The organism is Methylobacterium endophyticum (assembly GCF_050591105.1).
Lineage (GTDB): Bacteria > Pseudomonadota > Alphaproteobacteria > Rhizobiales > Beijerinckiaceae > Methylobacterium.
The window spans coordinates 303,932-330,931 of sequence record NZ_JBNHES010000002.1; the positions used below are offsets into that span (position 1 = coordinate 303,932).

Consider the following 27,000-nt stretch of genomic DNA (forward strand, 5'->3'; position numbering starts at 1 on the left):
GTTCTTGCCTCCCCGTCGACCGGGGTAGCGGGATCGCATCCTAGAGATCAAGATCGGGATGTTACAGGCGGTCCTCCGATTCCCACCAGGATCGCATGCGGGAGGAAGGCGCAGAGGCTCAGCCCGGCTGCGACGGCGAAACCGGCCCCGCTCATCGCCTGTCGCGGCCATGCTCCGATGCCGGCGTCGCGGGCGAGGCCCAGGACGAGGAAGGCGAACCACAGGGCCGCGAGGCGCAGGATCGCGCGTCCCCCCGCCGCGAGCAGCCGCCGCCACCGAGTCCGGCCGGCCGGCAGTCCGCCGGCCGTGGCGAATGCCCCAGCCCCGAGCGCCGCGCCGTAGCTGAAGGCCGCCGCCGCCGCGCCGAGACCGTAGGCCGCCCACATCGGCGCCTTCTGAAGGAAGGCGATCCCACCCGTGGCGAAACCGGAGCGCAGGACGATGCCGCCGAAGGTCGGATGCAGGCTGAGGGCGAGCACCAGCGCCACGCCGAACGCGCAGCCGGCGATACGCCGCGCCACGGAGGCGCGCCCCGGCGCGAGAGCGACGCTCAGCAGTCTCGCCAGGGCGTAGACGATGGCCGCCGCATAGAGCGGATAGCGGTCGAGGAAGAAGCCGTAGAAGCGCTCGTCGAGCCCGGCCGGCAGGCCGGTGCGCTGGCTGAACCCCGTCGCCGCGACGAGCGCGAGCACGGCCAGGACCGCGACGAGGGGCGCGGCCGCCGTAACGATCCGTGACAGGACCACCGCCCGCCGCCCGCGCTACTTCGCCTCGTGATTGTCGCGCACGAAGCGGTCGAGCAGGCGCACGCCCCAGCCGGCGCCCCAGCTCCGGTTGATCTCGCTCGGGCTCGACGACATGCCGACGCCCGCGATGTCGAGATGGGCCCAGGGCAGGTCGTTGACGTAGCGCTTGATGAAGGCGGCGGCGGTGGCCGCGCCCCCGTGGCGGCCGCCGGTGTTCTTCATGTCCGCGAATTTCGACTCGATGGCCTTGTCGAAGGCCGGGATGAGCGGCATCCGCCAGACCTTCTCGCCGGTCAGCTCGCCCGCCGCCGCGATCCTGGCGGCGAGCTCGTCGTCGTTGGAGAAGAGCCCGGCGATGTCCTGGCCGAGCGCGACGATGATCGCGCCGGTCAGCGTGGCGAGATCGATCATCAGCTTGGGCGAATAGGTCTTCTGGACGTGCCAGAGCACGTCTGCGAGCACGAGCCGGCCTTCCGCGTCCGTGTTGATGACCTCGATGGTCTGGCCAGACAGGGAGGTGACGATGTCGGAAGGCCGATAGGAGGCGCCGTCCGGCATGTTCTCGACGATGCCGATGGCGCCGACGACATTCGCCTTGGCCTTGCGGGAGGCGAGCGCGTGCAGCGTGCCGACGACGGCGGCTGCCCCGCCCATATCGCCCTTCATGTCCTCCATGCCGCCGGCCGACTTGATGGAGATGCCGCCGGAATCGAAGACGACGCCCTTGCCGACGAGGGCCACCGGCGCCTCGGACGCCTCGCCGCCGTTCCAGCGCATGATGACCACGCGCGGCTCGCGGGCGGAGCCCTGCGCCACGGCGAGCAGCGCGCCCATGCCGATCTCGCGCAGCTTTGCGAGGTCGAGCACCTCGACCTCGACGCCGAGCTTCGTCAGCTCGGAGGCACGGCGCGCGAACTCCTCGGGGAAGAGCACGTTCGGCGGCTCGTTGATGAGGTCGCGGGCGATCACCACGCCCTCGGCCACGGCCGTCGTCGCGGCGGCGGCGGCCTCGGCGGCGGCGGGATCGGCGACCAGGATCTCCAGCGCGGTAACGGCGCTCTCCTCGGCGTCGGCCTTCTTGGCCGACTTGTAGCGGTCGAAGCCGTAGGCGCGCAGGCGCGCCCCGAGGGCGAACTCCGCCGTCTCCTTCGCCGAGCCGCCGATGCCCGGCCAGTCGAGCACCACCCGCGCCTGGCGGCCGGAGACCTTGCCGGCGGTGAAGCCGCCGAGCGCCGGCCAGTCGATCTTGGCGCGGTCCTTGTCCGAGCCGAGCCCGACCACCACGAGCCGCGACGCCTCGACGCCCGCCGGCGCCGGCAGGCTCAGGGCGGAGAGCGAGCGGCCCTTGAACCGCTCGCTTCCGGCGGCGCGCGCCACGAGGTCCACGCCCTCGCGGCCGAGGATGCGCCGGGCCGCCTCGCCGAGCGCGAGGTCGTCGCCGACGAACACGACGAGATCGCCGGCGCCCCCCGGACGCTGAGGCCCGAAGGTGATGGTGATGCCGTCCGCCATGCCTTGCGCTTTCCGTGGTGTGGGACTGGTCTTCGGCGGGTCCTGTGGCCCGCGCGACCTTTCCTGTGTAGCCCCTGAGGCGCAGAACGCAACGCGACCGCCGCGCCCTTAAAACCGCCCCAGTTCGGGCGTGTCGGGGCCTATCGACGTGGGTGCGGGGGCGACCCCGCAGTCCTTGCCCGGAACCCGATGACGCAGATCGAGCGCTATATCTTCCGCATCGCGCTCTCGGCCTTCCTCGCCTGCCTCGTCGGGCTGACGGGCACGATCTGGGTGACGCAGGCCCTGCGCGAGCTCGACCTCATCACGGCCAAGGGCCAGACGATCCTGATCTTCCTGTTCATCACCGGGCTGTCGCTGCCGACGCTGGTGGTGGTGATCGCCCCCGTCGCGCTGTTCATCGCGGTGGTCTACGCGCTGAACAAGCTCAACGGCGATTCCGAGCTGATCGTGATGTCGGCGGCCGGCATGACCCCGCGCAGCATCTTCCGCCCCTTCCTGACGCTCGCCATGGCGGTGAGCCTGGTGCTCGCCTTCCTGGTGATCCAAGTGATGCCGGCGAGCTTCCAGGAGCTGCGCGACGTCATCACGCGGGTGCGCGGCGACTTCATCGCGAACGTGGTCAAGGAGGGCCAGTTCACGACGCTCGACAACGGCATCACCTTCCACTTCCGCGAGCGCGGGCAGAACGGGACGCTGCTCGGCCTGTTCATCCAGGACCGCCGCGAGGCCGGGAAGACCAAGGTCTACCTCGCCGAGCGCGGGCAGGCGGTGGAGGTCGAGGGCCAGAGCTATCTCGCCCTGGAGAACGGCAGCGTCCACCAGCAGCAGAAGGACAGCCGCGATTCCTCGATCCTGACCTTCGAGCGCTACACCATCGACCTGGCCGCCTTCGCGCCGCCGGATTCCGACGTGGTCTACAAGCCGCGCGAGCGCTCGACCCTGCAACTCCTCTTCCCCGACCGGACGGAGGGCTATTTCCAGCTCCAGAAGGGGCGCTTCCGGGCCGAGCTGCACGACCGGCTCTCGATCTGGCTCTATCCGCTGGCGCTCGCCTTCATCGCCTTCGCCGCTTTGGGCGATCCGCGCACCACGCGCCAGGGCCGGGGACTCGCGGTGGCCGGAGCGGTGCTCGCCGTGGTGGTCTTGCGCGTGGCGGGATTCGCCGCGACGAGCGCCGCCGCGCGCAGCCAGGGGGCGGTCGCCGCCGTCTACGCGGTGCCGCTGATCGCCATCGGGCTGTCCTCGCTGCTGATCTTCCACGGGCGGGCGGTGCGGGCCTGGCGGGAGCGCCTCGCGCGTTCCTTCCGCCGCCGCCCTCCGCAGCCGGCTTGAGGGGCGCGCCGCCGTGCTGATCGGGCCGACCCTCGGGCGCTACTTCGCCATGCGCTTCGTGCGCACCATCCTCGGCGTGTTCGTGACCGTTTTCACGCTGGTCTACACGCTCGATTTCGTCGAGCTGCTGCGCCGTGCCGGCGAGGCGGAGGGGGCGACGACCGGGCTGATGGCGCAGCTCTCCCTCTACCGCACCCCTGCCGTCGCGGAAGCCGTGCTGCCCTTCGCCGTGCTGTTCGGCTCGATGGCGACCCTGCTCCAGCTGTCCCGCAAGCTCGAGCTGGTGGTGGCGCGCGCCGCCGGCATCTCGGCTTGGCAGTTCCTCCAGCCCGGCCTGTTCGTGGCGCTGCTCGTCGGGGCGGTGACGGTGGGGGCCTACAACCCCCTCTCGGCGGTGCTGAAGCAGCGCTCCACCGAGATCGAGGCGAGGATCTTCGCCAAGGCCACCAAGGCCAGTTCCGGCAAGGACCTCTGGATCCGCCAGAAGAGCCTCGACGGGCAGGCGATCATCCGCGCCGAGACCGCCATCGAGGGCACGACGACGCTCGCCGGCGTCTCGGTCTTCACCTTCGACGACGCCGGCCTCTTCGTCTCGCAGATCGAGGCGGCGCGGGCCAAGCTCCATGACGGCTACTGGGAGCTGACCGACACGCGCCTGCTCGTGCCCGGCTCCCCGCCCGAGAGCTTCGACACCTACCTCATCGCCTCGACCCTCGATCCGGGCCAGATCCGGCAGCGCTTCACCCCCCCGGAATCTGTGCCTTTCTGGCAACTTCCCGAGACCATCGCGCGCCAGGAGAGGGCCGGCTTGGATGCCACCCGCTACCGACTCCAGTATGATGTGCTCCTGGCGAGGCCGGTGCTCTTCATGGCCATGGTCCTCGTGGCGGCAACCGTTTCCTTACGGTTTTTCCGCTTTGGTGGAGTGGGAAAGCTGGTGCTCGGCGGGGTGGCTGCGGGGTTCGCGCTCTACGTCGTCCGGCAGTTGATGGAGGGTCTCGGGGCCTCGGGGATCGTCTCGCCGCCGGTGGCCGCGTGGTTCCCGGCCGTGGTAGGGAGTCTTCTCGGTACGCTCACGCTTCTATACCAGGAGGACGGCTGAGGCTCGGGGGCCGGGCAGGACGAGGATCGAACCGTGGCAGGAGCTGGGACACGCGTTGCGTAGGGTCGCCGACATAGCGATGGCCGCCGGATTTCTGGCGCTGGCCCTGGTCGTCGCGCCCCTCGCGACGGCGACGCCGAGTCTTGCCCAGGGATTCGCGAAGGCCGGCCAGGGAATCGCCGGCAAGCCCGGCGACAAGCTTCTCGTCGAGGCGGACGAGCTGATCTACGACAACGACAAGAACACCGTCACCGCGCGCGGCAACGCCGAGCTGCATTACGGCCCGCGCACCCTCCAGGCCGACAGCGTGCGCTACGACCGCGCCTCCTCGCGCGTCTTCGCCGAGGGCAACGTGCGCCTGACCGACCAGGACGGCGCCGTCGTCACCGGCGACAGGATGGAGCTGACGGACGACTTCAAGAACGGCTTCATCGACGCGCTTCGCATCCAGCAGACCGTCGAGCAGAAGGGCGAGACCGTCCGCACCCGGTTCTCAGCCCCGCGCGCCGAGCGCGTGAACGGCGACCAGACCACCTTCGAATACGGCACCTACACGGCCTGCGAGCCCTGCAAGGACCATCCCGAGAAGCCGCCGCTCTGGCAGGTGCGCGCCGCCAAGATCATCCACGACAACGTCAGCCACACCATCTACTTCGAGGATTCGAGCCTCGAGGTGGCGGGCATCCCCGTGGCCTACCTGCCCTATTTCGAGTCGGCCGACCCGACCGTGAAGCGCAAGTCCGGTTTCCTGACCCCGCGCTTCATCTCCTCGACGGCGCTCGGCACCGGCGCCTCGGTGCCGTATTTCTTCAACCTCGCCCCGAACTACGACCTGACCCTCTCGCCGGCCTTCCTCAGCCGCCAGGGCGTGCTCGGGCAGGGCGAGTTCCGGCACCGGCTGGAGACCGGCTCCTACAACCTGCGCCTGTCCGGCATCTTCCAGACGACGCCCTCCGCCTTCCTGCCGGGCCCGCTGGGCGCGGGCGACCGCGACTTCCGCGGCTCCATCGAATCGAAGGGCCGCTTCTACATCAACGACCGCTGGCGCACCGGCTGGGACGTGGTCGGCGTCACCGACAAGTGGTTCCTCGACAACTACCGGATCCGCAACCAGAACATCACCACGGACTATTTCCGCGAGGCGGTCTCCACCGGCTACCTGATCGGCCAGGGCGACCGCTCCTGGTTCGAGGCGCGGGGCTACTACTTCAAGGGCCTGTCGAGCTTCGACTGGCAGAAGGAGCAGCCCATCGTCGCCCCGGTGATCGACTATGACAAGCGCATCAACGGGCCGGGCGCGCTCGGCGGCGAGGTGCGCTTCGAGGCCAACATCACCAGCCTCACCCGTCAGGCGACGGATTTCCAGGGCCTGCCGCGCACCGGCAGCTACCTGTTCAGCCCGAGCGTCAACGGCGTCAGCTATCCGCTCTACGAGACCTGCACGACCTTCAACCGGGCCTCCTGCCTGATCCGCGGGCTGGCTGGGACGGACACGCGCGCTTCCGCCAACCTCTCCTGGCGGCGCACCTTCATCGATTCGTCGTCGGGGCAGATGTTCACGCCGTTCGCGTATCTGCGCACCGACGCGTTCTTCGTGAACCCCAGCTTTTCCAACTATCAGAACGGCTTGGTACCCACGATCGCCAACGTCGCGGACGGCGCCTCGGGCCGGGTGATGCCGGCCATCGGGCTCGACTACCGCTATCCCTTCGTCGGCAATTTCGGGCAGTTCGGCGTGCACACGCTGGAGCCCATCGCGCAGGTGGTCGCGCGGCCCTCCGAGACCCGCATCGGCCGCCTGCCGAACGAGGACGCGCAGAGCCTCGTCTTCGACGACACCTCGCTGTTCGAGTGGGACAAGTTCTCCGGCTACGACCGAGTCGAGGGCGGCGTGCGCGCCAATCTCGGCGGCCAGTACTCCGTCGTCACCCCCGCCGGCTGGTACACGAACGTGCTCTTCGGCGAGTCGGTCCAGGTCGCGGGCGTGAACTCGTTCCGGCGGGGCGACATCGCCAATGTCGGCCTCGAATCGGGGCTCGAGAACCGCCGGTCGGATTTCGTCGGCCGCTTCCAGGTCTCGCCGAACCAGAACATCAGCTTCATCACCCGCGCCCGGTTCGATCAGGCGGATTTCAAGGTCAACCGCTTCGAGTCGGGCGTGACGGCGCGCTTCGCGCCGTTCCTGCCGCTGTCGCTCTCGGCCTTCTATTCGTACTACGAGGCGCAGCCGCTCCTCGGCTTCGCCCATCGCCGCGAGGGTGTGACCATCGCCGGCACCTACAACGTGACGCCGAACTGGTTCGTCACCGGCTCGGCGCTCGTGGACCTCACCCACTATCTCGACACCCGCAACGTCTACGCGGACGCCTTCAACGCCTATCTCGCCAATCCCGTGGGCATTGCGCCGATCTACCAGAACCCCGGCCGCTTCTACCTGTCGGGCATGAGCTTCGGCGTCGGCTATCAGGACGAGTGCAACACGGTCTCGCTCAACTACATCGTCTCGCCCATCGCCACCGCGATCGGCGTACGCGAGCGCAACCAGACCGTGCTGCTGCGGATCGAGCTGAAGACGCTGGGCGAGGCGAACCTGCGCCAGAACGTCGGCGAGGCGACCACGGCGGACGGCATCTCGGCCATCCGCTGATCCCGCCGGACGCGCGCGTCGCGGCGGGTTGAGTCCGGCCGCCGAGTTGGGCCAGATGAGGCCGATGGACATCGACCTCCCTCCCCTCGCCCTGACCCTTGGCGACCCCGCCGGCATCGGCCCCGAACTGGCGCTCGCCGCGTGGCGCGCGCGGATCGGGCAGACCCGGCTGCCGCCGTTCTTCCTCGTGGCGGACCCCGATTTCGTCGAGCGTACCGCCGAACGCCTCGGCCTTCCGGTGCCCGTGGCGGCCGTCGATCCCGAGACGGCGGCGGAGGTGTTTTCCCGCGCGCTGCCCGTCGTGCCTCTGCCGAGCGGCGCACCCGTCGCGGCCGAGCCCGCCCGGCCGGACCCGGCGCATGCCGGCGCGACCATCGAATCGATCACCGCCGCCGTGGGATTCGTGCGGGCGGGCCGCGCTTCGGCGATCGTCACCAACCCGATCGCGAAATACGTGCTGACTTCGGTGGGCTTCGCCCATCCCGGCCATACCGAGTTCCTGGCCGCCCTCTCCGTCCCACCCGGCGCGACGCCGCCCCTGCCGGTGATGATGATCTGGAGCGAGGATCTCGCGGTGGTGCCCGTCACCATCCATGTCCCGCTCGCGGAAGTGCCGCGCCTGCTGACCCGCGATCTGGTGGAGCGCACCACCCGCATCGTCGCCCGCGACCTCGCCGAGCGCTTCGGCATCGAGCGGCCCCGCCTCGTTCTGGCCGGGCTCAACCCGCATGCGGGCGAGGCCGGCACCATGGGCACCGAGGACCGCGACGTGCTGGCGCCCGCCGTCGACATGCTGCGCGCGGAAGGGATCGACATCCGGGGCCCGCTGCCGGCCGACACGCTCTTTCACGCCCGCGCCCGCGCCACCTACGACGTGGCGCTCGCGCCGACCCACGATCAGGCCCTGATCCCGATCAAGACCATCGCCTTCGACGAGGGCGTCAACGTCACCCTGGGGCTGCCCTTCATCCGCACCTCCCCCGATCACGGCACCGCCTTCGACATCGCCGGCAAGGGTGTGGCCCGGCCCGACAGCCTGATCGCCGCGATCCGCCTCGCCGACCGGCTGGCGCGCAACGTCGCGGCCCGCGAGGCGCGGCCGGCGACCGCCGAGGTGATCCCGATCAGCGCCTATGCCAACCGGCCCCGGCCGGCGCGCCCGACCCATTTCGACGCGACCGACGAGCTGTGAGCCTCAGCCCAGACGGCCTGCCGCCCCTGCGCGATGTGGTGGCGCGCCACGGCCTCGAGCCGAAGAAGGCGCTCGGCCAGAACTTCCTCTACGACCTCAACCTCACGGGCCGCATCGCGCGCGCCTCCGGGCCGCTGGAGGGCGTGACGGTGGTCGAGGTCGGCCCCGGTCCGGGCGGCCTCACGCGGGCGCTGCTGGCGGAGGGCGCCCGGCGCGTCGTCGCCATCGAGCGCGATCCCCGCGCCCTGCCGGCGCTGGCCGAGATCGCCGCGCATTATCCGGGCCGCCTGGAGGTGGTCGACGCCGATGCGCTCGCCTTCGATCCGCGCCCGCTCCTCGGCGACGGCCCGGCGCGGGTGGTGGCCAACCTCCCCTACAATGTCGGCACGGTGCTGCTGACGAACTGGCTCGACGGCGATGCCTGGCCGCCCTGGTGGGAGTCGCTGACGCTGATGTTCCAGCGGGAGGTCGCCGAGCGCATCGTCGCGACGCCCGAGGAGCGGGCCGATTACGGCCGGCTCGGGGTGCTCTGCGGCTGGCGGACGGAAGCGGATATCCTGTTCGACGTGGCGCCCTCGGCCTTCGTGCCGCCGCCGAAGGTGACGTCGAGCATGGTGCGGCTGGTGCCGCGCGCCGCCCCCCTGCCCTGCCGGATCGGTGCCCTAGAGGCTGTGACGCGCGCCGCCTTCGGCCAGCGCCGCAAGATGCTGCGCCAGAGCCTGAAGGGGCTTTTCCTCGACCCCGTGCCGGCCCTCGGCAGCGTCGGGATCGCCGAGACGGCGCGGGCGGAGGAAGTTCCGGTCGAGGGCTTCGTGGCGCTCGCCAACGCCCTGGACGAGCAGAAAAAAGCCGGCCCGCGTTAGGCGGGCCGGCGCTCCTGTCGATAGGACTGCGGGCGGTTTAGCGCCCGGTCTGCTGGATCGCGGAGAGGGTCCAGTCGTGGCCCTGGCCGCGCACGAAGGTCCAGAGCTCGACGGCCTCCGCCGGCTCGTTCTCGACCACGCGGTTCGTCTTGCGGTCGAGCTTGGCATCGTTGAGCGCGTAGCGCATCGCCACCGTGGCGTATTCGAGATCACCTTCGGCCCAGGCTTCCGAAAGGTCGCCCTGCAAGAGCTTCACGTCCGAGATCCGGTTGACGATGCCGCGGGCGGCGTTGTCGCGCAGCTCCTCCTCGAAATAGCCCGCCATCTCGGGCGTCGCGAGCACGCGCAGGTCGCTCATGTCCTCGCGCGAGAAGGCGTCCTGCACCTTGCCGAGCAGGCGCTCGAAGGCGTTGAAATCCTCCGGCGCGACCTTCACGGACCGCGTCTGCACAGGACGGGGCGCGGCGCCGGCCGGCGATCCGCCGCCGAAGCCCATGCCGCCCAAGCCGCCGCCGAGACCTCCACCGAGACCGCCGCCGCTGGGGCCGTTGCCGCCGCCCGTCTGGGTGCGGGCATAGGGAGCCGCGCCCGCCGCCGCAGGCTCGCCCTGGCGCCGGCGGAACCAGCGCACGGCGAAGGAGACCAGCAGGACGACGAGGCCGACCTGGAGCAGCAGGCCGAGGAAGGAGGCGATTCCGCCGAGCCCGCCGAAGAACCCGCCGCCGAGCAGCGCGCCGAGCAGGCCCGCGCCGAGCAGGCCGGCGAAGAAGCCGCCGCCGAAGCGTCGGCCCTGGGCCGCCGGAGCCTGCATGCCGGGATTGCCCATGCCGGGGCCCGGCTGGGGCGTCTGGCTGCGCTGGATCGGCGCGGCGCTCGGCGCCGTGGTGGTGGCCGAGGGCGCGTTGAAGGTCTTGCTGCCGCGCGAGCCGAAGCTGCCGCCGCCGCCCGGCCGGGCTTCGGCCGAAGATACCAGGGTGATGGGCGCCAGAACCGTCAGCGTCGCTGCGAGCGCCAGGACGGCGGCACCGCGTCTGCGTCGGGTGGTGGAGGTCGACATCTGTTGGCCCCTGAAGAATGAACACGTCGCGGAGCAATCCGCTCCGTCCATATGGTGACGCGCCAGCGGGCGTTTTAGTCCATCCTTCCGGAAAGGTTTCCGCTCTGTATCGCCGATGGCCAGAGCGCGCTCCGCCGAAGTGGATGCCGGTTCGGCGCGAGAGCGCGCGGCGAGACGAGGGCCTGGAGACGCAATGCGTCGCAAGGCGATCGGATGCGGATCTAGGCCGCCGCCGGAAAGATCAGCCTCACGCTGGTGCCCTCGCCCGGCCGGCTGTCGAGGGCGATGGTGCCGTTCTGGCGCTTCATCAGCCCGTGGACGATGGCGAGACCGGCGCCGCGCCCGGCCTCCCGGCTGGTGGCGAAGGGCGCGAGCGCGCGGGCCAGCATCTCCGGCGACATCCCCGAGCCGGTATCGGTGACGACGATGCCGACGGCCCCCTGCGGATGGGCCTGCGCGGCGCGGTCGCCGCCGTCGATCCGGCAGGTGGCGAGCGTCAGGGTGCCGCCGCCCTGCATCGCCTCGCAGGCATTGGCGACGATGTGGGACAGGGCCAGCTCGACCTGGGTCGGGTTGCTGAGCGCGGGCGGCAGGCCGGGGGTCGCATGGATGTCGAGCCGCACGCCGGCCGGCAGGGACGGCGCGAGGCGCTCCGCGATCTCGGCCACCAGCGAATCGAGATCCACCGGGCGCACGTCCGGCGCGATCCGGCGGGAGAACGCGAGGAGCTGGCGCGTCAGGATCGCCGCGCGTTCGGCGGCATCCGTCGAGCGCAGCACGGCGCGCTGGATGAAGGGATCGGGCGTGCCGCCGAGCCGACGCTTCAGCCCGTCGATATAGCCGATGAGGATCTGGAGGAAGTTGTTGAACTCGTGCGCGACGCTGTTGGTGAGGAGGCCGAGCGCCTCGCGCTGCCGGGACAGGGTGAGCGCGCCCTCGGCGTCCCGGCGCCGGGTGACGTCGACGATCTGCCCGAGGACGAGGCCGGTGCCGGCAACGGGAGCCGTCGTCAGCGCGGCCCAGAAGCTGGCGCCCCCCTTGCGGCGGGCCAGGAACTCGCCGTCGCCGCTGCCGGTCCGCTCCGCGGCGATCGCCTGGCGGATGCCCTGCCCGATCAGGTCCTCGGCGGCATGGCCGGTGAGCGCGAGCAGCGCCGGGTTGGCATAGACCAGCGGCGCCCCCTCCCGCGCCGGATCGGCGAGGAAGGCCGGCACGGCGCAGGCGTCGAGCACGGCCTTATGCGCCGGATCGACGGACACGGCGGCGCGCGTCGACGGGGTCGGATCGGGGCGGTCCGCTGCGGGCTCGGCCATCGCACCATCGTCGGATGCTGCCCGGCGGAAAGGAGCCGGCGCGGGAATCGATAGACCCATCCGCCCGGCCGGCCAAGCTGGCGCCCTATTGGCGCACCCACATCACCCGCGCGATCCAGGCAATCTCGGCGACGCCGATGACGCGGTCCTCGTGGGCCGGGTTGAGCGAGACGAGCTCGATGGTGCGGGCGGTGCGCCGCTTCAATTCCTTGGCGAGCACCTCGCCCTCCCGCAGCCGCACGACGACGCGGTCGCCCTTGCGCAGGTCCGCCGAGGGCGAGACGATGAGGATGTCGCCGTCGCGATAGAGCGGCTGCATCGAATCGCCCTGCACCTCGAGGGCGAAGGCCCGGTCCTCGCCGAGATCGGGAAACTCGATCTCCTCCCAGCCGGGGCCACCGGCGGGCATGCCCTCGTCCGTGAACAGCCGGCCGGACCCCGCCTGGGTCATGCCGACGAGGGGAATCGTCATGCGCGGCGCGCTCTCGCGCGGCTCGATCAGGCGCAGGAAATCGTCGAGCGTGGCGTTGGTGGCGGCCAGCACCTTCGAGACCGATTCCGTGGAGGGCCAGCGCTTGCGCCCGTCCGGCCCGATCCGCTTCGAACGGTTGAAGCTCGTCGCGTCGAGCCCGGCGCGGCGCGCGAGTCCCGACGGGGAGAAGCCGTGGCGTTCGGCCAGACGGTCGATCGCGGTCCAGATCTGCTCGTGGGACAGCATGACGGTCTCGGGCAAGGCGCGAGGCCGCCTAAGACGGACGGCCTACGCGTAGGAAAGTAGAACTAGACGCCGGCGAAGGCAATCGAGCGCCGCCCCTTCGAGGGGCCTCTGGCCGCCCTTCGGCGAAGAAAATCGGCGGTCCTCGACGGGGCGTTCGGAAATCCATCTCCGCCAGGGAGGCGGCCGTGGCGGGCCGCTTGGCGAAAGCCGGCGCCGGGCGCGGTTGCGGCCGCCGCGCGGGGGCCCTATCGCAACCCGGCAGTCCGGGACCCGCCGCCATGCCCCTCCTCTACAAGATCTGCCCCAAGGCCCTGTGGGCCGAAGCCGAGGAGGCCGGAGGCTTTTCCGGCTCGCCCGTGGATCATGCCGACGGCTTCATCCACCTCTCCACCGCCGCCCAGGCGCCCGAGACCGCCGCCCGGCATTTCGCCGGGCAGGCCGACCTCCTGCTCGTCGCGGTGGACGAGGCGGCGCTCGGGGAGGCCCTGCGCCACGAGCCGTCGCGGGGGGGCGATCTCTTCCCCCATCTCTACGGCCCGTTGCCGCTCTCGGCGGTGGCCTGGGTCCGCGACCTGCCCCTGTCGGACGACGGGCGGCACGCCTTCCCGGCGGAGGTCGCGGCGTGATCGGCGCGCTCTTCCCGCTGGTGCGGCCCCTGCTGCACGCCGTCGACGCGGAAACCGCCCACGGCCTGACCCTGCGCGGGCTCTCCCTGCTGCCGCCCGCGCGGCCCGGCGCCGACGATCCCTGTCTCGCCGTCGACCTGCTCGGCCTGCGCTTCCCGAACCCGGTCGGGCTCGCCGCCGGATTCGACAAGGGCGCCGTGGTGCCGGACGCGCTCCTCGGGCTCGGCTTCGGTTTCGTCGAGGTGGGCGGCGTGGTGCCGCTGCCGCAGCCGGGCAATCCGAAGCCGCGCGTGTTCCGGCTGCCGCGCGACGGGGCGGTCATCAACCGCTTCGGCCTCAACAGCGAGGGGCTCGACGTGGTCGCGGGCCGTCTCGCCGCAAGGCGGCATCGCGGCGGGATCGTCGGGGTCAATATCGGCGCCAACAAGGAGGCGGCCGACCGCCTCGCCGACTACGCCGCCTGCGCCCGCAGGCTGGCGCCGCTGGCGGATTTCATCACCGTCAACGTCTCCTCCCCCAACACACCGGGGTTGCGCGACCTGCAAGGGGAAGCCTTCCTCGACGCGTTGCTCGCCCGCGTCGCGGCGGCCCGCGACGAGGCCGGCACGGCAACGCCTATCCTGCTGAAGATCGCCCCCGACATCACCCTGGACACCCTCGATGCGATCTGCGCCACGGTGCTGGCGCGCGGGGTCGCGGCGCTCGTCGTCTCGAACACCACCATCGCCCGGCCGGCCTCGCTCCGGGAGACGGCATTGGCCGGCGAGACCGGCGGCCTCTCCGGCCGCCCGCTCTTCGGCCCGGCGACCCGGCTGCTGGCCGAGACCCACCTGCGGGTCGGCGGCAGGATCCCGCTGATCGGCGTGGGCGGGATCGATTCGGCCGAGGCCGCCTGGACCAAGATCCGCGCCGGGGCGAGCCTCGTGCAGCTCTATTCGGCGCTCGTCTATGCCGGGCCGGGGCTCGTGGACGAGATCAAGCGGGGCCTCGTCTCGCGCTTGACGGCGGAAGGTCTATCGAGCCTGCGCGAGGCAGTCGGCAGGGATGCGGCGGCGCTCTCGAAGTCGTGATCCGTCCATCCGCAAGACGACGGACAGGATGGGAAACATGAAATTCCCGTCATCTTGAAACGGATGCTTCGGGCTCGGCATTTCCGATGACGCCGCACGGGCGGCGATCTTTCTCGGAAAGGAGTCGATCATGCGCTTGAAGCTTGCGGGAGCCGCCCTCCTCGCCCTCGGCACGCTCGCCGGCACGGCGGGCAGCGCCGAGGCCCGCGACGGCTGCGGACCCGGTTTCCATCGCGGGTTCTACGGCTATTGCCGCCCGAACCTCTACGGACCGCGCTTCCACGGCTACCGCCCGGCCTTCTACGGACCCCGCTGGCATGGCGGATGGCACCGCCGTTGGGGCGGATGGCACCATCATGCCGGCTGGCACCGCCATTGGGGCGGCGGCTGGCGTCATGCCGGGTGGCATCACGGCGGCTGGCATCACCGCTGGTGACACGGGAACCGGCGGCCGGTCTCGTTCCCGGCCGCCGGGCGGCGGTTCCCGCTACTGCCCCTTGGCGGCGATGGCCTCGGACCAGGTCACGGCGCGCTTGGCCATGCCGATATGCTGGCGCTCGTACATGCGGCCCTCGACCTTGATGGCGCCGCGCTTGGCGTTCTCGGGCTGGTCGAAGGCATCGATCACGAGGCGGGCGCGGCGCACCTCCTCCTCCGTGGGCGCGAAGCAGGTATTGGCCGGCTCGATCTGGTTGGGATGGATCAGGGTCTTGCCGTCGAAGCCGAGGTCGCGGGCTTGACGGCACTCGACGCGGCAGCCCTCGACGTCGGAGATGTCGTTCCAGACGCCGTCGAGGATGGTCAGCCCCTCGGCGCGGGCGGCGGCCAGCGTGAACATGATCCAGGGCAGCATCGGCACACGGCCGGGCACGAGCTGGGCCCAGGTGTCCTTGGCGAGATCGTTGGTGCCGAGCACGAAGCAGGTCAGCCGCGAGCGCCGGTCGCGCCGGGCCTTGGCGATCTCCTGGATATTGAGGATGGCGGCGGGGGTCTCGATCATCGCCCAGATGGCGATGCCCTCCGGGGCGTCGAGGGCCTCGAGATGGTCGGCGATGCTCTCCAGCACGGCGGGCGAGGACACCTTCGGCATCAGGATGGCGTCCGGCCGCGCCTCGATGGCGGCGCGCAGGTCGGACTCGCCCCAGGGCGTCTGGGGGCCGTTGACGCGGATGACGAGCTCGCGGTCGCCGTAGCCGCCGCCCTTCACCGCCGCGCAGACCTGTTGGCGCGCCAGCTCCTTCTCCTCGGGGCCGACGGCGTCCTCGAGGTCGAGGATCAGGCAGTCCGCGGCCAGCGTCTTCGCCTTCTCCAGCGCCCGCAGATTCGAGCCGGGCATGTAGAGGACGCTTCGGCGAAGACGGAGATCGGACATGTCGCACTCCCTGTGACTCGGCGCGAACCTAGCCCACCGCACCGCACAAGCCAGAGCGGGGAGCCGCGCATATGCAAGAAACTGCACCGTTTGACACCGGCCCTGTGCAGGGTCGACGGTCGTGATGCAAGGTCGGACGCGCCGATGGGCGATGTTCGACTTGTGCGCCCCCGCCATCCTCCAGGGACATCAAGCGAAGCTCATGCCGCTCCTCCGCTTCCACCTCATCGAAGGGCGCACCGACGCCGAACTCAAGACACTCCTCGACGCCGCCCACGAGGCGATGCTGGAAGCCTTCAAGGTGCCCCCCGGCGACCGCTATCAGATCGTCAGCGAGTACAAGCCCTCGCGCATGATCGTCGAGGACACCGGGCTCGACATCCCGCGCACGAAGAACGTCGTGGTGGTGCAGATGACCACCCGCCCGCGCGGCAAGGAGAAGAAGGAGCTGTTCTACCGCCTGCTGACCGAGAAGCTGGAGGCGGCCTGCGGCATCGCGCCGGCCGACGTGATGGTCTCCACGGTGGAGAACACCGACGAGGACTGGTCCTTCGGACACGGCCGGGCGCAGTTCCTCACCGGCGAGCTGTAGCGCGTCCTCCGAACCCGGCGCCCCCCTTTCGTCACGGTTGACGGCCAAGGCGGGCGCCGGACGGAGGACGAAACGACATGAGACATGCCCTTTTCGGCCTGATGCTGGCCACGGCGCTGAGCGCGCCGAACCTCGCCGTCGCGGCCGACAACACGGTGGTCGGCGTCGGCAGCGGCGCGGTGGCGGGGGCCCTCGTCGGAGGCCCGATCGGAGCCGTCGTCGGCGCTGTGGTCGGCGGCGTGGTCGGCTCCTCGACCGAACGGGCCCGCGCCCCGCGCAGACGCTACACCCGCGCCGCGCGCCACCGGCGTCAGGCCGCAGCGTCTCCGAGACCCGCGCAGGCACCCGTGCGCGTCGCGCAGCGCGGCGGCGAGCCGGCACGGAGCGGCCCCACCGCCACGGGCGCGACCGGCACACCCTGGCAAGACCCGCACTGAGCCCGACCCGGCACTGAGCCCGGACGCTCAGCGCCGCTCGGCGGCCGCGACCTCGAAGCCGCCCCGGTCCGCCGATACCGGAAACGTCCTGCGGGCCTCTCCCGGATAGGCGATCGCCTGCCCGATTCCCCGCGCGGCGAGGAAGAACAGGAAGGCCGCCCACAACCCGCCATTGCCGAGATCCGACCAGCGGACGAAGGCCAGCACCATGCCGTAGGCGAGGAGCGCGGCGAGCATCAGGTTGCGCATGGCCCGCGTCCAGGTGGCGCCGACATAGATGCCGTCGAAGGCGAAGGGCAGCGCCGCCACGAAGGGCGCCAGCGCCGCCGGGGCGAGATAGCGGCGGGCGACCTCGCGGACCTCGGCGCTCGTCGTCACCGCGTCGATGAACAGGCCGCCGCCGGCATAGGCGAGCGCGCTCACCCCGATTCCGAAGGCGAGGCACCAGCCGAGGCTCAGATGCACGGCGCGGCGGAAGCCCGCCTCGTCGCGCGCGCCCACCGCCTGCCCGCACAGGGTCTCGGCGGCGGTGGCGAAGCCGTCGAGGAAGAACCCGCCGATCAGGAAGAGATTCCAGAGGACGGCGTTCGCCGCGAGGATGGCATCGCCGAAGCGCGCGCCGAGCGCCGAGAACAGTACGATGGCCGAGACCAGCGCCAGGGTCCGCACGATCACGTCGACATTGACGGCGAGGGTCCGCTTCATCGCGGGCCCGTCGAGGATCTCCGCCCACGCCACCGAGAACGGCCGCGAGCCGAGACGGCGCAGGAGCAGCAGGCCGAGGCCGAGCCCGAAGGCTTCCGCCGTCACCGCCGAGAGCGCGGCCCCCGCGAGGCTCCAGCCGAGCCCGAGCACAAGGAACAGCGTCAACGCGATGTTGGCGAGGTTGATCGCGACCTGGAGCAGCAGCCCGAGATCGGTGCGCCCACGCCCGAGCACCGAGCCGAGCACGGCGTAGTTCGCGAGCGTGAAGGGCGAGGCGAAGATGCGGATGTGGAAATAGGTCGCGAGCCCCGCCGTCACCGCCGGGCTGGCGCCGGCCACCGCGAAGGCCAGCCAGCCGATCGGCCATTGCAGGACCACGAGCGCCAGCCCGGCGAGCCCACCGGCGGCGAGCGCGCGGGCGAGGGTGCGGTCGACCTCGGCCGAATCGCGCGCGCCCGCCGCCTGCGCGGTGAGCCCGGCGGTGGCCATGCGCAGCGAGCCGAAGGACCAGAAGATCGCGTCGAAGATCACGGCGCCGAGGGCGATGGCGCCGAGCAGCGCCGCGTCGCCGAGCCGGCCGACGACGCTGGCGCCGACGAAGCCGAGCAGCGGCGTCGTCACGTTGGCGAGCGTCATCGGCAGCGCCAGCGCCAGCACGCGCCGATGGGTGGGGATCGCTCGCTCGTCGCCGGTCGTCATCATGATACCGGACCGCTTACACCGGCGGCCGGCCCTGTGAAGCGCCGATCCGCGGGGGCACGGTTGCGTCGGCGGTCAGCGCGAGACCGCGAAGAGCCGCGAGATCAGCCACAGCGGCACCACCACCAGCGCCCCGGCGATGATCCAGCGGCCGAAATCGTGGAAGGTCGAGAAGCCGAGATCGATCAGCGCGCGGACGGTGTCGTAGGCGTGCCAGAACAGACGTTCCGGCGTCAGCCCGAACATCGCCATGGTGGCGCCGACGAGGACCGACAGGAACAGGAGCCGCATGAAGACGGCGGCCGGGGAGCCGCCGAGGAACCGGCGCAGGGCGCCCCCTCGGGACCGGACGTCGAAGGAAAGGGGCCCGCCATAGCTGCGCTCGCCGTGGGGTGCCTGGCGGCGCGGGTCGTTCTCGACGATCATGCTCGTGTCCTCTCGTGCCGCCTTGGAAGCGCCTGAACCGGGCGGAAGCGTGACGGACGCGTCACACCCGCGCGAAACCCGACGCGGCTTCCCGCGTTACGCCGTTCCGTGCCGCTTGCCGCGATGGCATCGCGGTCCAAGCTCGGCATCGCTGCCGGAAACGGGGGCGTGACGACCGTGAAATGTGCACAACCTGACACCCGAGGCGGCATGGACCGGCAGCCATCTTGCGCCGTATCCGCAGCGATCGGAAAAAGTGTCTCGGAACGGACGGAGCCATGATCGACCACGCCCTCTTCGATCCGGGAATGATCGATTCCGAGACGAAGCAGCTCAACGCCGAGATCGTCGCGGCGCATGCGGCGCAGGAGGATCCCTGGTCGCTGCCGATCGCCGAGGTGCGGGCGCGGCGGCGGCGCGGCACCCAGGCCTCCCCCGCGATGCCGCGCAGCGCGCGTGCCGAGACCATGACCATCGACGGTCCCGGCGGACCGCTGGCCCTGCGCGTGATACGCCCGCTCCTCCCGCCGGGCCGTCCGGTGCGGGGCGCGTATCTGCACATCCACCGCGGCGGCTGGGTCTGGGGCTCGGCCGACGAGCAGGATCCGTGGCTGGAGCGCATCGCCGATTCCTGCGGCTTCGTCTGCCTCTCCGTGGAGTACCGTCTCGCCCCCGAGCATCCCTATCCGGCGGCGCTGGAGGATTGCGAGGCGGCGGCGGTGTGGCTCGCTGGCCCCGGCAAGGCGCAGCTCGGCGTCTCGGCGCTCACCATCGGCGGCGAATCGGTGGGCGCGCATCTCGCCGTGATGGTGCTGCTGCGCCTGCGCGACCGCCACGGCCTGACCCGCGCCTTCCGGGGCGCCAACCTCAATGCCGGGTTCTACGATCTCGGCCTGACGCCGAGCGTGCGCAACTGGGGCGAGGAGCGGCTGGTGGTGAACACCACCGACCTGACGCGCTTCGCCGACGATTACGTCCGCCACGGAACCGATCGGCGCCGGCCCGACGTCTCGCCCATCTATGCGGAGTTGAAGGGGCTGCCGCCGGCCCTGTTCACGGTGGGCACCGCCGATCCGCTCCTCGACGACACGCTCTTCATGTCCTCCCGCTGGGCGGCGGCCGGGAATGGCGGCCACACCGCCATCTATCCCGGCGGCTGCCACGTCTTCGTCCGCTATCCCGGCTCGATGAGCGAACGGGCGCTCGAACTCATCGACCGCTTCCTCACGGCCCTCGCCTGAGCGCCGAGCCGGAAGGCGGCGGCCTGCCGCCGCGCTTCACGCAATGGTTCGCCTCGCGCGGCTGGACGCCGAGGGCCCATCAGCTCGACCTGCTGCGCATCGCCGGCGCCGGACGCTCGGCGTTGCTCGTCGCCCCGACAGGGGCCGGCAAGACGCTGGCCGGCTTCCTGCCGAGCCTCGTCTCGCTCTCGCAAGGTCCGACGCGGGCGAAGGGCCTGCACACGCTCTACGTGTCGCCGCTGAAGGCGCTGGCCGTCGACATCGCGCGCAATCTCGACACGCCCATCGCCGAGATGGGCCTGCCGATCCGCGTCGAGACCCGCACCGGCGACACCCCGGCCCACAAGCGCACCCGCCAGGTGGAGCGCCCGCCCGATATCCTGCTGACCACGCCCGAGCAGCTTTCGCTGCTCATCGCCAACCGTCAGGCGGCGGACCTCTTCGGCTCCCTACGCTGCCTGATCCTCGACGAGCTCCACGCCCTCGTGACCTCGAAGCGCGGAGACCTGCTCGCGCTCGCCGTGGCGCGCCTGCACCGGCTGAGCCCCGGACTGACCGCCATCGGCCTCTCCGCGACGGTGCGCGAGCCGGACGAGTTGCGGAAGTACCTCGTGCCGCAGCGGGCACTGTCGGCCCCCCCCTCCTCCCCCTTGCGGGGAGGAGCCGGAGGTGGGGGTGGAGCAGAAGGCACCGCGCTGGCTTTCTCGGCACCACCCCCACCCCTACCCCTCCCCGCAAGGGGGAGGGAATCCGCGCCCCCCATGGCCGACCTCGTGGTGGTGAAGGGCGGCGCCCGGCCCGACCTGTCCATGCTGGAGATCGGCAAGACGCTGCCGCTCTCGGGCCACACCGCCTGGCAGTCGATGCCGGCGATCTACGCGCTGATCCGGGAGCACCGCATGGTGCTGGTCTTCGTCAACACGCGGCTCCAGGCGGAATACACCTTCCAGGAGCTCTGGAAGATCAACGACGACAGCCTGCCCATCGCGCTCCATCACGGCTCGCTCGATGCCGGCCAGCGGCGCAGGGTCGAGGCGGCCATGGCCGAGGGGAGGCTGCGCGCCATCGTCTGCACCGCGACCCTCGATCTCGGCATCGACTGGGGCGACGTCGATCTCGTCGTGAATGTCGGCGCGCCGAAGGGCGCGAGCCGCATCATGCAGCGCATCGGCCGCGCCAACCACCGCATGGACGAGCCCTCGAAGGCGGTGCTGGTGCCCGGCAACCGCTTCGAGATGCTCGAATGCCGCGCCGCCCTCGATGCCGTCGAGGAGGCGGCGCAGGACACCCCCGACGCCCGTATCGGCGCGCTCGACGTGCTCGCCCAGCACGTCCTCGGCATGGCCTGCGCCGATGCCTTCGATCCGGTGTCGCTCCACGAGGAGATCGTCTCGGCGGCGCCCTATGCGGCCCTGTCCTGGGAGGATTTCGAGCAGGTCGTCGACTACGTGGCGACGGGCGGCTACGCGCTGCGCGCCTACGAGCGCTTCGCCAAGATCCTGCGCGGGCCGGACGGGCTCTGGCGCGTCCGCGATGCGCGCACGGCACAGCAATACCGCATGAATGTCGGCACCATCGTCGAGGCGACGCGGGTGAAGGTGCGGCTCGCGCGCTCCCTTCGCGGCAAGCCCGGCACCGCGCTTCCGAAGACCGGCCGGGTGCTGGGCGAGGTCGAGGAGGATTTCGCCGAGACCCTGAGCCCCGGCGACACCTTCCTGTTCGCGGGCGAGGTGCTGCGCTTCGAGGGCCTGTTCGAGGACGAGGCGCTGGCGACGCGGGCCGGTCCCGGCACCGATCCGGCGATCCCCTCCTATGCGGGCGCGAAGTTCCCGCTCTCGACCTTCCTCGCCGCGCGTGTGCGCGCCATCATCGCCGACCCGTTCGCGTGGGGCCGGCTGCCGGGGCAGCTCTCCGACTATCTGGTTCAGCAGCGCCGCCGCTCGGTGCTGCCGGGGGAGCGCGACCTCCTCGTGGAGACCTTCCCGAGGGGAAACCGCTACTACCTCACCGCCTTTCCCTTCGAGGGCCGGCTGGCGCACCAGACGCTGGGCATGCTGCTCACGCGCCGGCTCGAACGGGCGGGCCTGCGCCCGCTGGGCTTTGCCGCCAACGATTACGGCATCGCCATCTGGACCACCCGCGACCTGTCCGAGCGCATCGGCCGGGAGCCCGGCTTCCTGGCGGGCCTGTTCGCGCAGGACATGCTCGGCGACGATCTCGAAGCGTGGCTCGACGAGAGCGCCATGATGAAGCGCACCTTCCGGCAATGCGCGGTCATCGCCGGGCTGATCGAGCGGCGCTATCCGGGGCAGAAGAAGACCGGCCGGCAGGTCACGATGTCGACGGACCTGATCTACGACGTGCTGCGCAAGCACCAGCCCGACCACCTGCTCCTGCGCGCCGCGCGCCAGGATGCGGCAACCGGACTCCTCGACGTGAGGCGCCTCGGTGTGATGCTTGAGCGCATCCAGGGGCGAATCACCCACAAGGCGCTCGACCGCGTCTCGCCGCTCTCCGTATCCGTCATGCTCGAGATCGGGCGCGAGCGGGTCTACGGCGAGGGGGCCGACGAGATTCTGGCCGAGGCCGAGGCGCAGCTTCTCGAAGAGGCGCTGGGGTGAACGCTCCCTCTTCGCTCATTGAGGACGCGACCGTGGCGCTCGGCCTGAGACTCGAGAAGACTCAAAAACCCACCACCCTGTCGCTCGCCGGCGAGACGCTCACCCTCGATCTCTGCGGCGGCATCTGGCTCGGCGCGCACCGCACGCTGATCGTCTCCGACCTGCATCTCGAAAAGGGCTCGGCCTTCGCCGCGCGGTCGGGGCAGTTCCTGCCGCCCTACGACACCGCCGAGACGCTCGCCTGCCTGCACGAGGCGATCCAGCGGCACGATCCGGCACGCGTCGTCGCGCTCGGCGATTCCTTCCACGACGCGCGCGGGCCGGAACGCATGGCGCCGGGCGACCGAGCCCTCGTCGCGGCCCTTCAGGAGGGGCGCGACTGGGTCTGGATCGCCGGCAACCACGATGCCGCCGTCAACGAGGGCGTCGGCGGGCGCTATGCGGAGACGCTCGCGATCGGCGGCCTGACGCTGCGCCACGAGCCGCTGCCCGGCGCCCCGGAGGGCGAGATCGCCGGCCATCTCCATCCCTGCGGCAAGGTCGCCATGCGCGGCCGGGCGGTGCGCCGCCGCTGCTTCGTCACGGACGGCAGCCGCCTCGTGATGCCGGCCTTCGGCGCCTATGCGGGCGGGCTCAACGTGCGCAACCCCGCCTTCGACCCGCTGTTTCCGGGCGGCTTCACGGCGCATCTCCTCGGCGACGGCCGCGTCTTCGCCATCGGCCGCGCGATGCTGGCACGCGACTGAGCGTCCTCACGCCGCGATGAGCAGGGCGAGCCCGGCGACGCTCGACAGCCCGAGCCGCAGCCGGCCGAGCCAGACCGGCACGAGGCCGCGACGCGCGAGGTCCTGATCGATCAGCCCCCAGGCGAACACGAGCAGCCCGAGCACCCGCAGGTCCCAGGGCGCCGGGGCGGCGAGCGCCGTCCAGGCCAGCAGCGAGGGCACGATGGCGAGGAGATAGTCGGCATTGCCGCCGCCCCGCGCCGCCGCCGCGCCCCAGCGGATGCCGCCGAGGAACGAGGCGATCACCGCGCCATAGGCGGAGAGCAGGGTGCGCGGCATCAGGCCGATGCTGCCGAGGCCGCCGTCGCTGCCACTCACGGCAAGCACCGAGAAGCCGACGAAGGGAACCAGCCCGGCGACGCCGAGGAGAACGGCGCCCACCGGCACCTGTGACCCGCGGGGCATGGCTCCTCCCCTCGGCGCGGCGCAATCCCGTCACCGGACGCCATCCGGCACCGAGCGTTCCCGCAAGCGGGCGCCCGCGTCAATGCCGCCTTGCCGGCTCGGGAGGCGCGGTCAGCGCTTCGCGGGCGGGACGAAACCCTGCGACACGGTGCCCGGCGTCGGCGCGCCGAGGAGGGTCATCGCGGCCGAGGGCGCCTCCTTGGGCGCGGGCGGCTCGTTGACGGCGGCGTCGAGCTTGCGGGGCTTGTAGTTCGCCGCGATGGTGCGGGCCTTGGCGAGATCGTCGGGGCCGAGCTTGGTCGCCACGTCGTCGCGCTTCTTGCCCGCCTCCGTGTCGCCCTGCGTGGCGGCGGCGGAGAACCAGGCATAGGACTGCACGAGGTCCTGTCCGACGCCGAGGCCGCGGGCGTAGAGCACCGCGAGGTTGTACTGGCTGTCGCGCACGCCGTGCTCGGCGGCCTGCCGGAACCATGATCCGGCGGAGGCGAAATCCGGCTTGCCCGAGGGGCCGGGATTCTCGGCGTAGATCACCGCGAGGTTGTGCATGGAGCGGGCGTGGCCCTGCTCGGCCGCGCGGGCGTACCAGAGCTTCGCCTGGGCGAGGTCGCGGACCACGCCGGAGCCCTTCTCGTACTGGCCGGCGAGGCGGTACTGCGCCGGAGCGTAGCCTTCGGAGGCGAGCTTCTCGTAGAGCTTGGCGGCGACGGCGAGATCGCGCGGCATGCCGCGTCCGTCCGCCTCGCGCACGGCGAGCTCGAAGACGGCGGCGCCGTCGCCGTCGAGGGCGGACTGCTTCAGGGCGGACATGCCGGCGGGCAGTCCGGCGAGGTCGCCGGCCAGCGTCTGCATGTTGGAGACGCGCGGCAGGGCGCTCTTCGCCGGAGCAGGTGCGGGCGCAGGCGCGGACGGCGCCACGCTCGGCGGGGCCCGCTCGCCGATGGCCTGCGTGGTCTGCGGATCGACCGGGGCCGGACGCGGCGCCTCCATGGCGGGGGCCGGAGCGGGCGCGCGCACATCCGCCATCGGCGGCCGGGGCGCGGGGATCGGCGCCGGGTCGGAGCTCATGGTGAGCGCCTGGAGCGCGCCGAGAATCAGCACCACGGCGGCGAGCCCGAGGAGCAGCGGCTTGCGGCGCTTCTCGATGGTGGCGCGCAGGCCGGGGCTACGCTGGGCCGCCGCCTGTTCGGGAAGCTCGGCCAGGAGGCCCTTGCGGGGGGAGCGGGGCTTGTCCGTCCGCGCGGCCGCCTCGGCGGCCTCCTGCGCGACCTCGGCATGCGCGGCTTGGGCGGCGCGGCGCGCGGCGGCGATGAAGCTCGTCTTGATGTCGGCCGCCCCTTCGGCCGCCTCGCCGTCCTGCGTCGACGGAGCAGAGATGCGGCTGCGCTGGGGCCGGCTGGCGCCGGGCTCCAGCAATTCGTCGGTCATCCGCCCGGCCTCCGGCAAGGATGCCTGGAGGGAGGCTTGCAAAGAGGCTTGGAGGGAGGCCGGGGCGCGGGGCGCCTCATGACGCTCGGCGGCGCGGGCGCGCGGCGACGGCATGCCGGTGGAGGACAGCAGCCGCTCGTCGAGGGAGGGGGCGTCCGGCAGGGGACGCGGCATCTCGCCCGGCTCGCCGAGGCGGAAGACCAGCCGGTCGATGGAGCTGCGCACCCCTTCGAGGGTGGCGTGCATGCGATCGTCGGAGGCCGTCTGACGGGCCTGGAGGTCGGCGAGGCCCGCCCGCAGCAGCCCGAGCTCGGGGGTCTCGCCGCTGCTGTCGGCGACGGCCGTGCGGGCGGCCCGTTCCACGGCCGTGACCGTAGCGGTCTCGTCGCGAAGGGCGGCGACCTGGCCCATCAGGTCGGTCATGGTGCGCTCGAGCCCGGCGATGGCCGGATCGGCGCCACGGGAATCGAGGCGGCTGGCGATGGCCAGGACCTGCCGCTCCAGGGCGTCGAGCCCCTCCCCCGCGCCGGCGCGCCGGCCGACCGTGTCGACCTTCTCGGCGAGGCTGCCCAGCATGGCCTGGATGGAGGCGAACTCGCCGGCGGCGGACGGCTGGCGCAGGCCCTCGCCGCCGACGCGCTCGACCTTCTCCGCAAGCGCGTCGATGCGGCCGATGATGGCGCTCGATTCGGCCGCGTCCATGCCGGTCCCGGCGCTCTGGAGGGCGTCGAGCCGCTTCTGGATGGCCTTGAACTCTTCCGTCACGTCCTGCGGACGGCGGGCGTCGAGACCGGCGCGGATCTCCTCCAGCAGGGGCCGGAGCTGGGCCACGCCGGAATCCGCGGCGCCGAAGCTGACGCGCAGGCCCTCGATCTGGCCGCTCACGGCCTGGACGGCCTGGACCAGCCCCTGGATGCGCTCGGGGCCCGCCAGCGCCGCCGTGACGTGGCGGATCTCCTCGAGCTCGCCGAACAGCGCGCGCACCGCCTCGGCATCGACGGAGCCGCCGGCCCCGCCCGCCATGGCGGCGTCGATGCGCCCCGCGACGCGCTCGAACTCGCCGGCCACCCGCGCGTAGACATTGTCGGACACGTCCCCGGCAAGGCGCTCGACCTGGGCGCGGATCGCCTCGATGGGCTCGGCGATGGCGGCGAGGTCGGCGGGCTGCTGGGCGCGCTTCACGTCGCCGGCCAGCGCCAGCATCGCCTGTTCGAGGGCGCCGACGTCCCGGCCCGTGGCCAGGGACCCCACGGATTCGCGCAGGCGCCCGATCTCCTGCCGGAGTTCGGCGATGGCGGCGGACGAGGACGGCTTCGATTCCTCCTCGACGGCGGCGTCGAGCCGGCGCGCGAGGTCGCGGCGCATGGCGGCCACCGGGTCGTGGGCGGGCGCGGGAGCTTGCGCGGGCGGGCTCGCGCCCTCGATCTCGCGGCGGCGCTGGCGGATCTCCTCGACGGCCTCGCGGACCTCCTCCATGGCGGCGCGGCCCCGGCGGCCCGGCGGGCGCGAGGCGGCGAACTGCTCCCCGAGTTCGCTCATCCGGCGCTCGATCTCGCCGAGCCGGTCGCTCACCTGCCGGACGGGTGTCGCCCGCGAATCGAGCACGTCGCTGATCCGCGCCTCCAGGCTCTCGATGCGGCGGCTGGCCTCCTCCTGGGCGGTCTCGCGCTCGGTGGCGATGGCGCGGTCGATGGTGTCGAGGCGCTGGATGAGCGCGTCGAGGATATGGTCGAGCTGCTGCCCGGCGGCCGGCGGCGCGGGCGAATCGGCCTGCGGCGCGTGCACATCGACCTGCGGCGCGGGCTCCTGGGCGGCCGGCTTGCGGCGGCGCGGGGCGGCCTTCGCATCCCCTGCCCGGCGCCCCTCGGTGGGCAGCACGGAGGCGATCCAGCTCTCCACCGGGATGCCGGCGCGGCGCGCCACGTCGCGGGCGGCGGCGAGCACGTCCGGGTCGAGGGCTTCGAGGCTCGGGGTCGCGGTACGGCGCATGATCGGACCTGGGGGCAGCGGCTTCCGTCGCCCGGTCCGATCTGCCTTTTGGGAAAGGCCCGAAGGCCCCGACCTGAAACGACAAACCGGATCGGTTCGGTCGACCATTAACTTTCTTGGTA

General features: G+C 71.8%; 23 protein-coding genes. 13 read left to right on the plus strand and 10 right to left on the minus strand.

The window, feature by feature from the left end:
• Positions 1 to 47: 47 nt before the first annotated feature.
• Both ACP56T_RS03950 and ACP56T_RS03955 read right to left on the minus strand, forming a co-directional pair.
• Positions 48 to 746, minus strand: coding sequence for a hypothetical protein (locus ACP56T_RS03950; RefSeq protein WP_430910800.1), 699 nt, complete (start codon positions 744 to 746; stop codon positions 48 to 50).
• A 15-nt stretch (positions 747 to 761) separates the two neighbouring features.
• Positions 762 to 2,258: a leucyl aminopeptidase gene (locus ACP56T_RS03955; protein WP_430910801.1), complete on the minus strand. Its 1,497-nt coding sequence runs from the start codon at positions 2,256 to 2,258 to the stop codon at positions 762 to 764.
• Between the two features lie 189 nt (positions 2,259 to 2,447).
• Here ACP56T_RS03955 and lptF point away from each other — a divergent pair, with 189 nt between their 5' ends.
• The 5 genes from lptF to rsmA all read left to right on the plus strand — a co-directional run bounded on the left by lptF (position 2,448) and on the right by rsmA (position 9,397).
• Positions 2,448 to 3,593, plus strand: coding sequence for an LPS export ABC transporter permease LptF (gene lptF, locus ACP56T_RS03960; RefSeq protein ID WP_430910802.1), 1,146 nt, complete (start codon positions 2,448 to 2,450; stop codon positions 3,591 to 3,593).
• A 13-nt stretch (positions 3,594 to 3,606) separates the two neighbouring features.
• A complete protein-coding gene (gene lptG, locus ACP56T_RS03965; RefSeq protein WP_430910803.1) occupies positions 3,607 to 4,695 on the plus strand; it encodes an LPS export ABC transporter permease LptG in 1,089 nt (362 codons plus the stop codon).
• Between the two features lie 79 nt (positions 4,696 to 4,774).
• A complete protein-coding gene (locus tag ACP56T_RS03970; RefSeq protein ID WP_430910804.1) occupies positions 4,775 to 7,342 on the plus strand; it encodes an LPS-assembly protein LptD in 2,568 nt (855 codons plus the stop codon).
• Between the two features lie 64 nt (positions 7,343 to 7,406).
• Positions 7,407 to 8,534: a 4-hydroxythreonine-4-phosphate dehydrogenase PdxA gene (gene pdxA, locus ACP56T_RS03975; RefSeq protein ID WP_430910805.1), complete on the plus strand. Its 1,128-nt coding sequence runs from the start codon at positions 7,407 to 7,409 to the stop codon at positions 8,532 to 8,534.
• Positions 8,531 to 9,397 carry a 16S rRNA (adenine(1518)-N(6)/adenine(1519)-N(6))-dimethyltransferase RsmA gene (rsmA, locus tag ACP56T_RS03980; protein WP_430910806.1) on the plus strand — a complete coding sequence of 289 codons (867 nt, stop codon included), beginning with the start codon at positions 8,531 to 8,533 and terminating at the stop codon, positions 9,395 to 9,397. The genes pdxA and rsmA overlap by 4 nt, the downstream gene beginning before the upstream one ends.
• A gap of 37 nt (positions 9,398 to 9,434) precedes the next feature.
• Here rsmA and ACP56T_RS03985 read toward each other — a convergent pair whose 3' ends face one another.
• The 3 genes from ACP56T_RS03985 to ACP56T_RS03995 all read right to left on the minus strand — a co-directional run bounded on the left by ACP56T_RS03985 (position 9,435) and on the right by ACP56T_RS03995 (position 12,485).
• Positions 9,435 to 10,454 carry a TIM44-like domain-containing protein gene (locus ACP56T_RS03985; RefSeq protein ID WP_430910807.1) on the minus strand — a complete coding sequence of 340 codons (1,020 nt, stop codon included), beginning with the start codon at positions 10,452 to 10,454 and terminating at the stop codon, positions 9,435 to 9,437.
• 221 nt (positions 10,455 to 10,675) lie between these two features.
• Positions 10,676 to 11,767, minus strand: a complete 1,092-nt coding sequence (locus tag ACP56T_RS03990; protein ID WP_430910808.1) for an ATP-binding protein — start codon at positions 11,765 to 11,767, stop codon at positions 10,676 to 10,678.
• Positions 11,768 to 11,852: 85 nt separating this feature from the next.
• The gene (locus tag ACP56T_RS03995) at positions 11,853 to 12,485 is read right to left on the minus strand and encodes a S24 family peptidase (protein WP_430910809.1); all 633 of its coding nucleotides are present in this window, start codon (positions 12,483 to 12,485) and stop codon (positions 11,853 to 11,855) included.
• 278 nt (positions 12,486 to 12,763) lie between these two features.
• On the opposite strand from ACP56T_RS03995, the gene ACP56T_RS04000 reads away from it, so the two are divergent.
• The 3 genes from ACP56T_RS04000 to ACP56T_RS04010 all read left to right on the plus strand — a co-directional run bounded on the left by ACP56T_RS04000 (position 12,764) and on the right by ACP56T_RS04010 (position 14,617).
• Complete coding sequence (locus tag ACP56T_RS04000; RefSeq protein ID WP_430910810.1) at positions 12,764 to 13,111, plus strand: DUF952 domain-containing protein; 348 nt, start codon at positions 12,764 to 12,766, stop codon at positions 13,109 to 13,111.
• The gene (locus ACP56T_RS04005; protein WP_430910811.1) at positions 13,108 to 14,181 is read left to right on the plus strand and encodes a quinone-dependent dihydroorotate dehydrogenase; all 1,074 of its coding nucleotides are present in this window, start codon (positions 13,108 to 13,110) and stop codon (positions 14,179 to 14,181) included. The genes ACP56T_RS04000 and ACP56T_RS04005 overlap by 4 nt, the downstream gene beginning before the upstream one ends.
• 130 nt (positions 14,182 to 14,311) lie before the next feature.
• Entirely contained in the window at positions 14,312 to 14,617 is a 306-nt protein-coding gene (locus ACP56T_RS04010) for a GCG_CRPN prefix-to-repeats domain-containing protein (RefSeq protein WP_430910812.1), read from the plus strand.
• A 51-nt stretch (positions 14,618 to 14,668) separates the two neighbouring features.
• Here ACP56T_RS04010 and ACP56T_RS04015 read toward each other — a convergent pair whose 3' ends face one another.
• The gene (locus ACP56T_RS04015; protein ID WP_430910813.1) at positions 14,669 to 15,553 is read right to left on the minus strand and encodes an HpcH/HpaI aldolase/citrate lyase family protein; all 885 of its coding nucleotides are present in this window, start codon (positions 15,551 to 15,553) and stop codon (positions 14,669 to 14,671) included.
• Between the two features lie 202 nt (positions 15,554 to 15,755).
• Between ACP56T_RS04015 and ACP56T_RS04020 the strand changes: the two genes are divergently transcribed.
• Both ACP56T_RS04020 and ACP56T_RS04025 read left to right on the plus strand, forming a co-directional pair.
• Positions 15,756 to 16,145 carry a tautomerase family protein gene (locus ACP56T_RS04020; RefSeq protein WP_430910914.1) on the plus strand — a complete coding sequence of 130 codons (390 nt, stop codon included), beginning with the start codon at positions 15,756 to 15,758 and terminating at the stop codon, positions 16,143 to 16,145.
• Positions 16,146 to 16,222: 77 nt separating this feature from the next.
• Positions 16,223 to 16,582 carry a hypothetical protein gene (locus ACP56T_RS04025; RefSeq protein ID WP_430910814.1) on the plus strand — a complete coding sequence of 120 codons (360 nt, stop codon included), beginning with the start codon at positions 16,223 to 16,225 and terminating at the stop codon, positions 16,580 to 16,582.
• 27 nt (positions 16,583 to 16,609) lie between these two features.
• On the opposite strand, the gene ACP56T_RS04030 is transcribed toward ACP56T_RS04025, so the two are convergent.
• Both ACP56T_RS04030 and ACP56T_RS04035 read right to left on the minus strand, forming a co-directional pair.
• The gene (locus ACP56T_RS04030) at positions 16,610 to 17,989 is read right to left on the minus strand and encodes an MATE family efflux transporter (RefSeq protein ID WP_430910815.1); all 1,380 of its coding nucleotides are present in this window, start codon (positions 17,987 to 17,989) and stop codon (positions 16,610 to 16,612) included.
• Between the two features lie 72 nt (positions 17,990 to 18,061).
• Complete coding sequence (locus ACP56T_RS04035) at positions 18,062 to 18,412, minus strand: DUF6460 domain-containing protein (RefSeq protein WP_430910816.1); 351 nt, start codon at positions 18,410 to 18,412, stop codon at positions 18,062 to 18,064.
• Positions 18,413 to 18,690: 278 nt separating this feature from the next.
• Between ACP56T_RS04035 and ACP56T_RS04040 the strand changes: the two genes are divergently transcribed.
• Genes ACP56T_RS04040 through pdeM form a run of 3 tightly spaced genes read left to right on the plus strand, consistent with a single transcriptional unit; the run spans position 18,691 to position 23,020 of the window.
• Positions 18,691 to 19,653: an alpha/beta hydrolase gene (locus tag ACP56T_RS04040; RefSeq protein WP_430910817.1), complete on the plus strand. Its 963-nt coding sequence runs from the start codon at positions 18,691 to 18,693 to the stop codon at positions 19,651 to 19,653.
• On the plus strand, positions 19,650 to 22,274 hold the full coding sequence (locus ACP56T_RS04045) for a ligase-associated DNA damage response DEXH box helicase (RefSeq protein ID WP_430910915.1): 2,625 nt from the start codon (positions 19,650 to 19,652) through the stop codon (positions 22,272 to 22,274). The genes ACP56T_RS04040 and ACP56T_RS04045 overlap by 4 nt, the downstream gene beginning before the upstream one ends.
• 32 nt (positions 22,275 to 22,306) lie before the next feature.
• Positions 22,307 to 23,020: a ligase-associated DNA damage response endonuclease PdeM gene (gene pdeM / locus ACP56T_RS04050; RefSeq protein WP_430910916.1), complete on the plus strand. Its 714-nt coding sequence runs from the start codon at positions 22,307 to 22,309 to the stop codon at positions 23,018 to 23,020.
• A gap of 6 nt (positions 23,021 to 23,026) precedes the next feature.
• Here pdeM and ACP56T_RS04055 read toward each other — a convergent pair whose 3' ends face one another.
• Both ACP56T_RS04055 and ACP56T_RS04060 read right to left on the minus strand, forming a co-directional pair.
• Positions 23,027 to 23,464, minus strand: a complete 438-nt coding sequence (locus tag ACP56T_RS04055; protein ID WP_430910818.1) for a DUF3429 domain-containing protein — start codon at positions 23,462 to 23,464, stop codon at positions 23,027 to 23,029.
• Between the two features lie 111 nt (positions 23,465 to 23,575).
• A complete protein-coding gene (locus tag ACP56T_RS04060; RefSeq protein WP_430910819.1) occupies positions 23,576 to 26,878 on the minus strand; it encodes an SEL1-like repeat protein in 3,303 nt (1,100 codons plus the stop codon).
• Positions 26,879 to 27,000: the final 122 nt, after the last annotated feature.

Bases quoted from the DNA above. Each gene is read 5' to 3' on its own strand.
- ACP56T_RS03955 (WP_430910801.1), bottom strand. From the start codon at position 2,258: ATGGCGGACGGCATCACCATCACCTTCGGGCCTCAGCGTCCGGGGGGC.
- lptF (WP_430910802.1), top strand. From the start codon at position 2,448: ATGACGCAGATCGAGCGCTATATCTTCCGCATCGCGCTCTCGGCCTTC.
- ACP56T_RS03970 (WP_430910804.1), top strand. From the start codon at position 4,775: ATGGCCGCCGGATTTCTGGCGCTGGCCCTGGTCGTCGCGCCCCTCGCG.
- pdxA (WP_430910805.1), top strand. From the start codon at position 7,407: ATGGACATCGACCTCCCTCCCCTCGCCCTGACCCTTGGCGACCCCGCC.
- ACP56T_RS03985 (WP_430910807.1), bottom strand. From the start codon at position 10,454: ATGTCGACCTCCACCACCCGACGCAGACGCGGTGCCGCCGTCCTGGCG.
- ACP56T_RS03990 (WP_430910808.1), bottom strand. From the start codon at position 11,767: ATGGCCGAGCCCGCAGCGGACCGCCCCGATCCGACCCCGTCGACGCGC.
- ACP56T_RS03995 (WP_430910809.1), bottom strand. From the start codon at position 12,485: ATGCTGTCCCACGAGCAGATCTGGACCGCGATCGACCGTCTGGCCGAA.
- ACP56T_RS04000 (WP_430910810.1), top strand. From the start codon at position 12,764: ATGCCCCTCCTCTACAAGATCTGCCCCAAGGCCCTGTGGGCCGAAGCC.
- ACP56T_RS04010 (WP_430910812.1), top strand. From the start codon at position 14,312: ATGCGCTTGAAGCTTGCGGGAGCCGCCCTCCTCGCCCTCGGCACGCTC.
- ACP56T_RS04015 (WP_430910813.1), bottom strand. From the start codon at position 15,553: ATGTCCGATCTCCGTCTTCGCCGAAGCGTCCTCTACATGCCCGGCTCG.
- ACP56T_RS04020 (WP_430910914.1), top strand. From the start codon at position 15,756: ATGCCGCTCCTCCGCTTCCACCTCATCGAAGGGCGCACCGACGCCGAA.
- ACP56T_RS04025 (WP_430910814.1), top strand. From the start codon at position 16,223: ATGAGACATGCCCTTTTCGGCCTGATGCTGGCCACGGCGCTGAGCGCG.
- ACP56T_RS04030 (WP_430910815.1), bottom strand. From the start codon at position 17,989: ATGATGACGACCGGCGACGAGCGAGCGATCCCCACCCATCGGCGCGTG.
- ACP56T_RS04035 (WP_430910816.1), bottom strand. From the start codon at position 18,412: ATGATCGTCGAGAACGACCCGCGCCGCCAGGCACCCCACGGCGAGCGC.
- ACP56T_RS04040 (WP_430910817.1), top strand. From the start codon at position 18,691: ATGATCGACCACGCCCTCTTCGATCCGGGAATGATCGATTCCGAGACG.
- ACP56T_RS04055 (WP_430910818.1), bottom strand. From the start codon at position 23,464: ATGCCCCGCGGGTCACAGGTGCCGGTGGGCGCCGTTCTCCTCGGCGTC.
- ACP56T_RS04060 (WP_430910819.1), bottom strand. From the start codon at position 26,878: ATGCGCCGTACCGCGACCCCGAGCCTCGAAGCCCTCGACCCGGACGTG.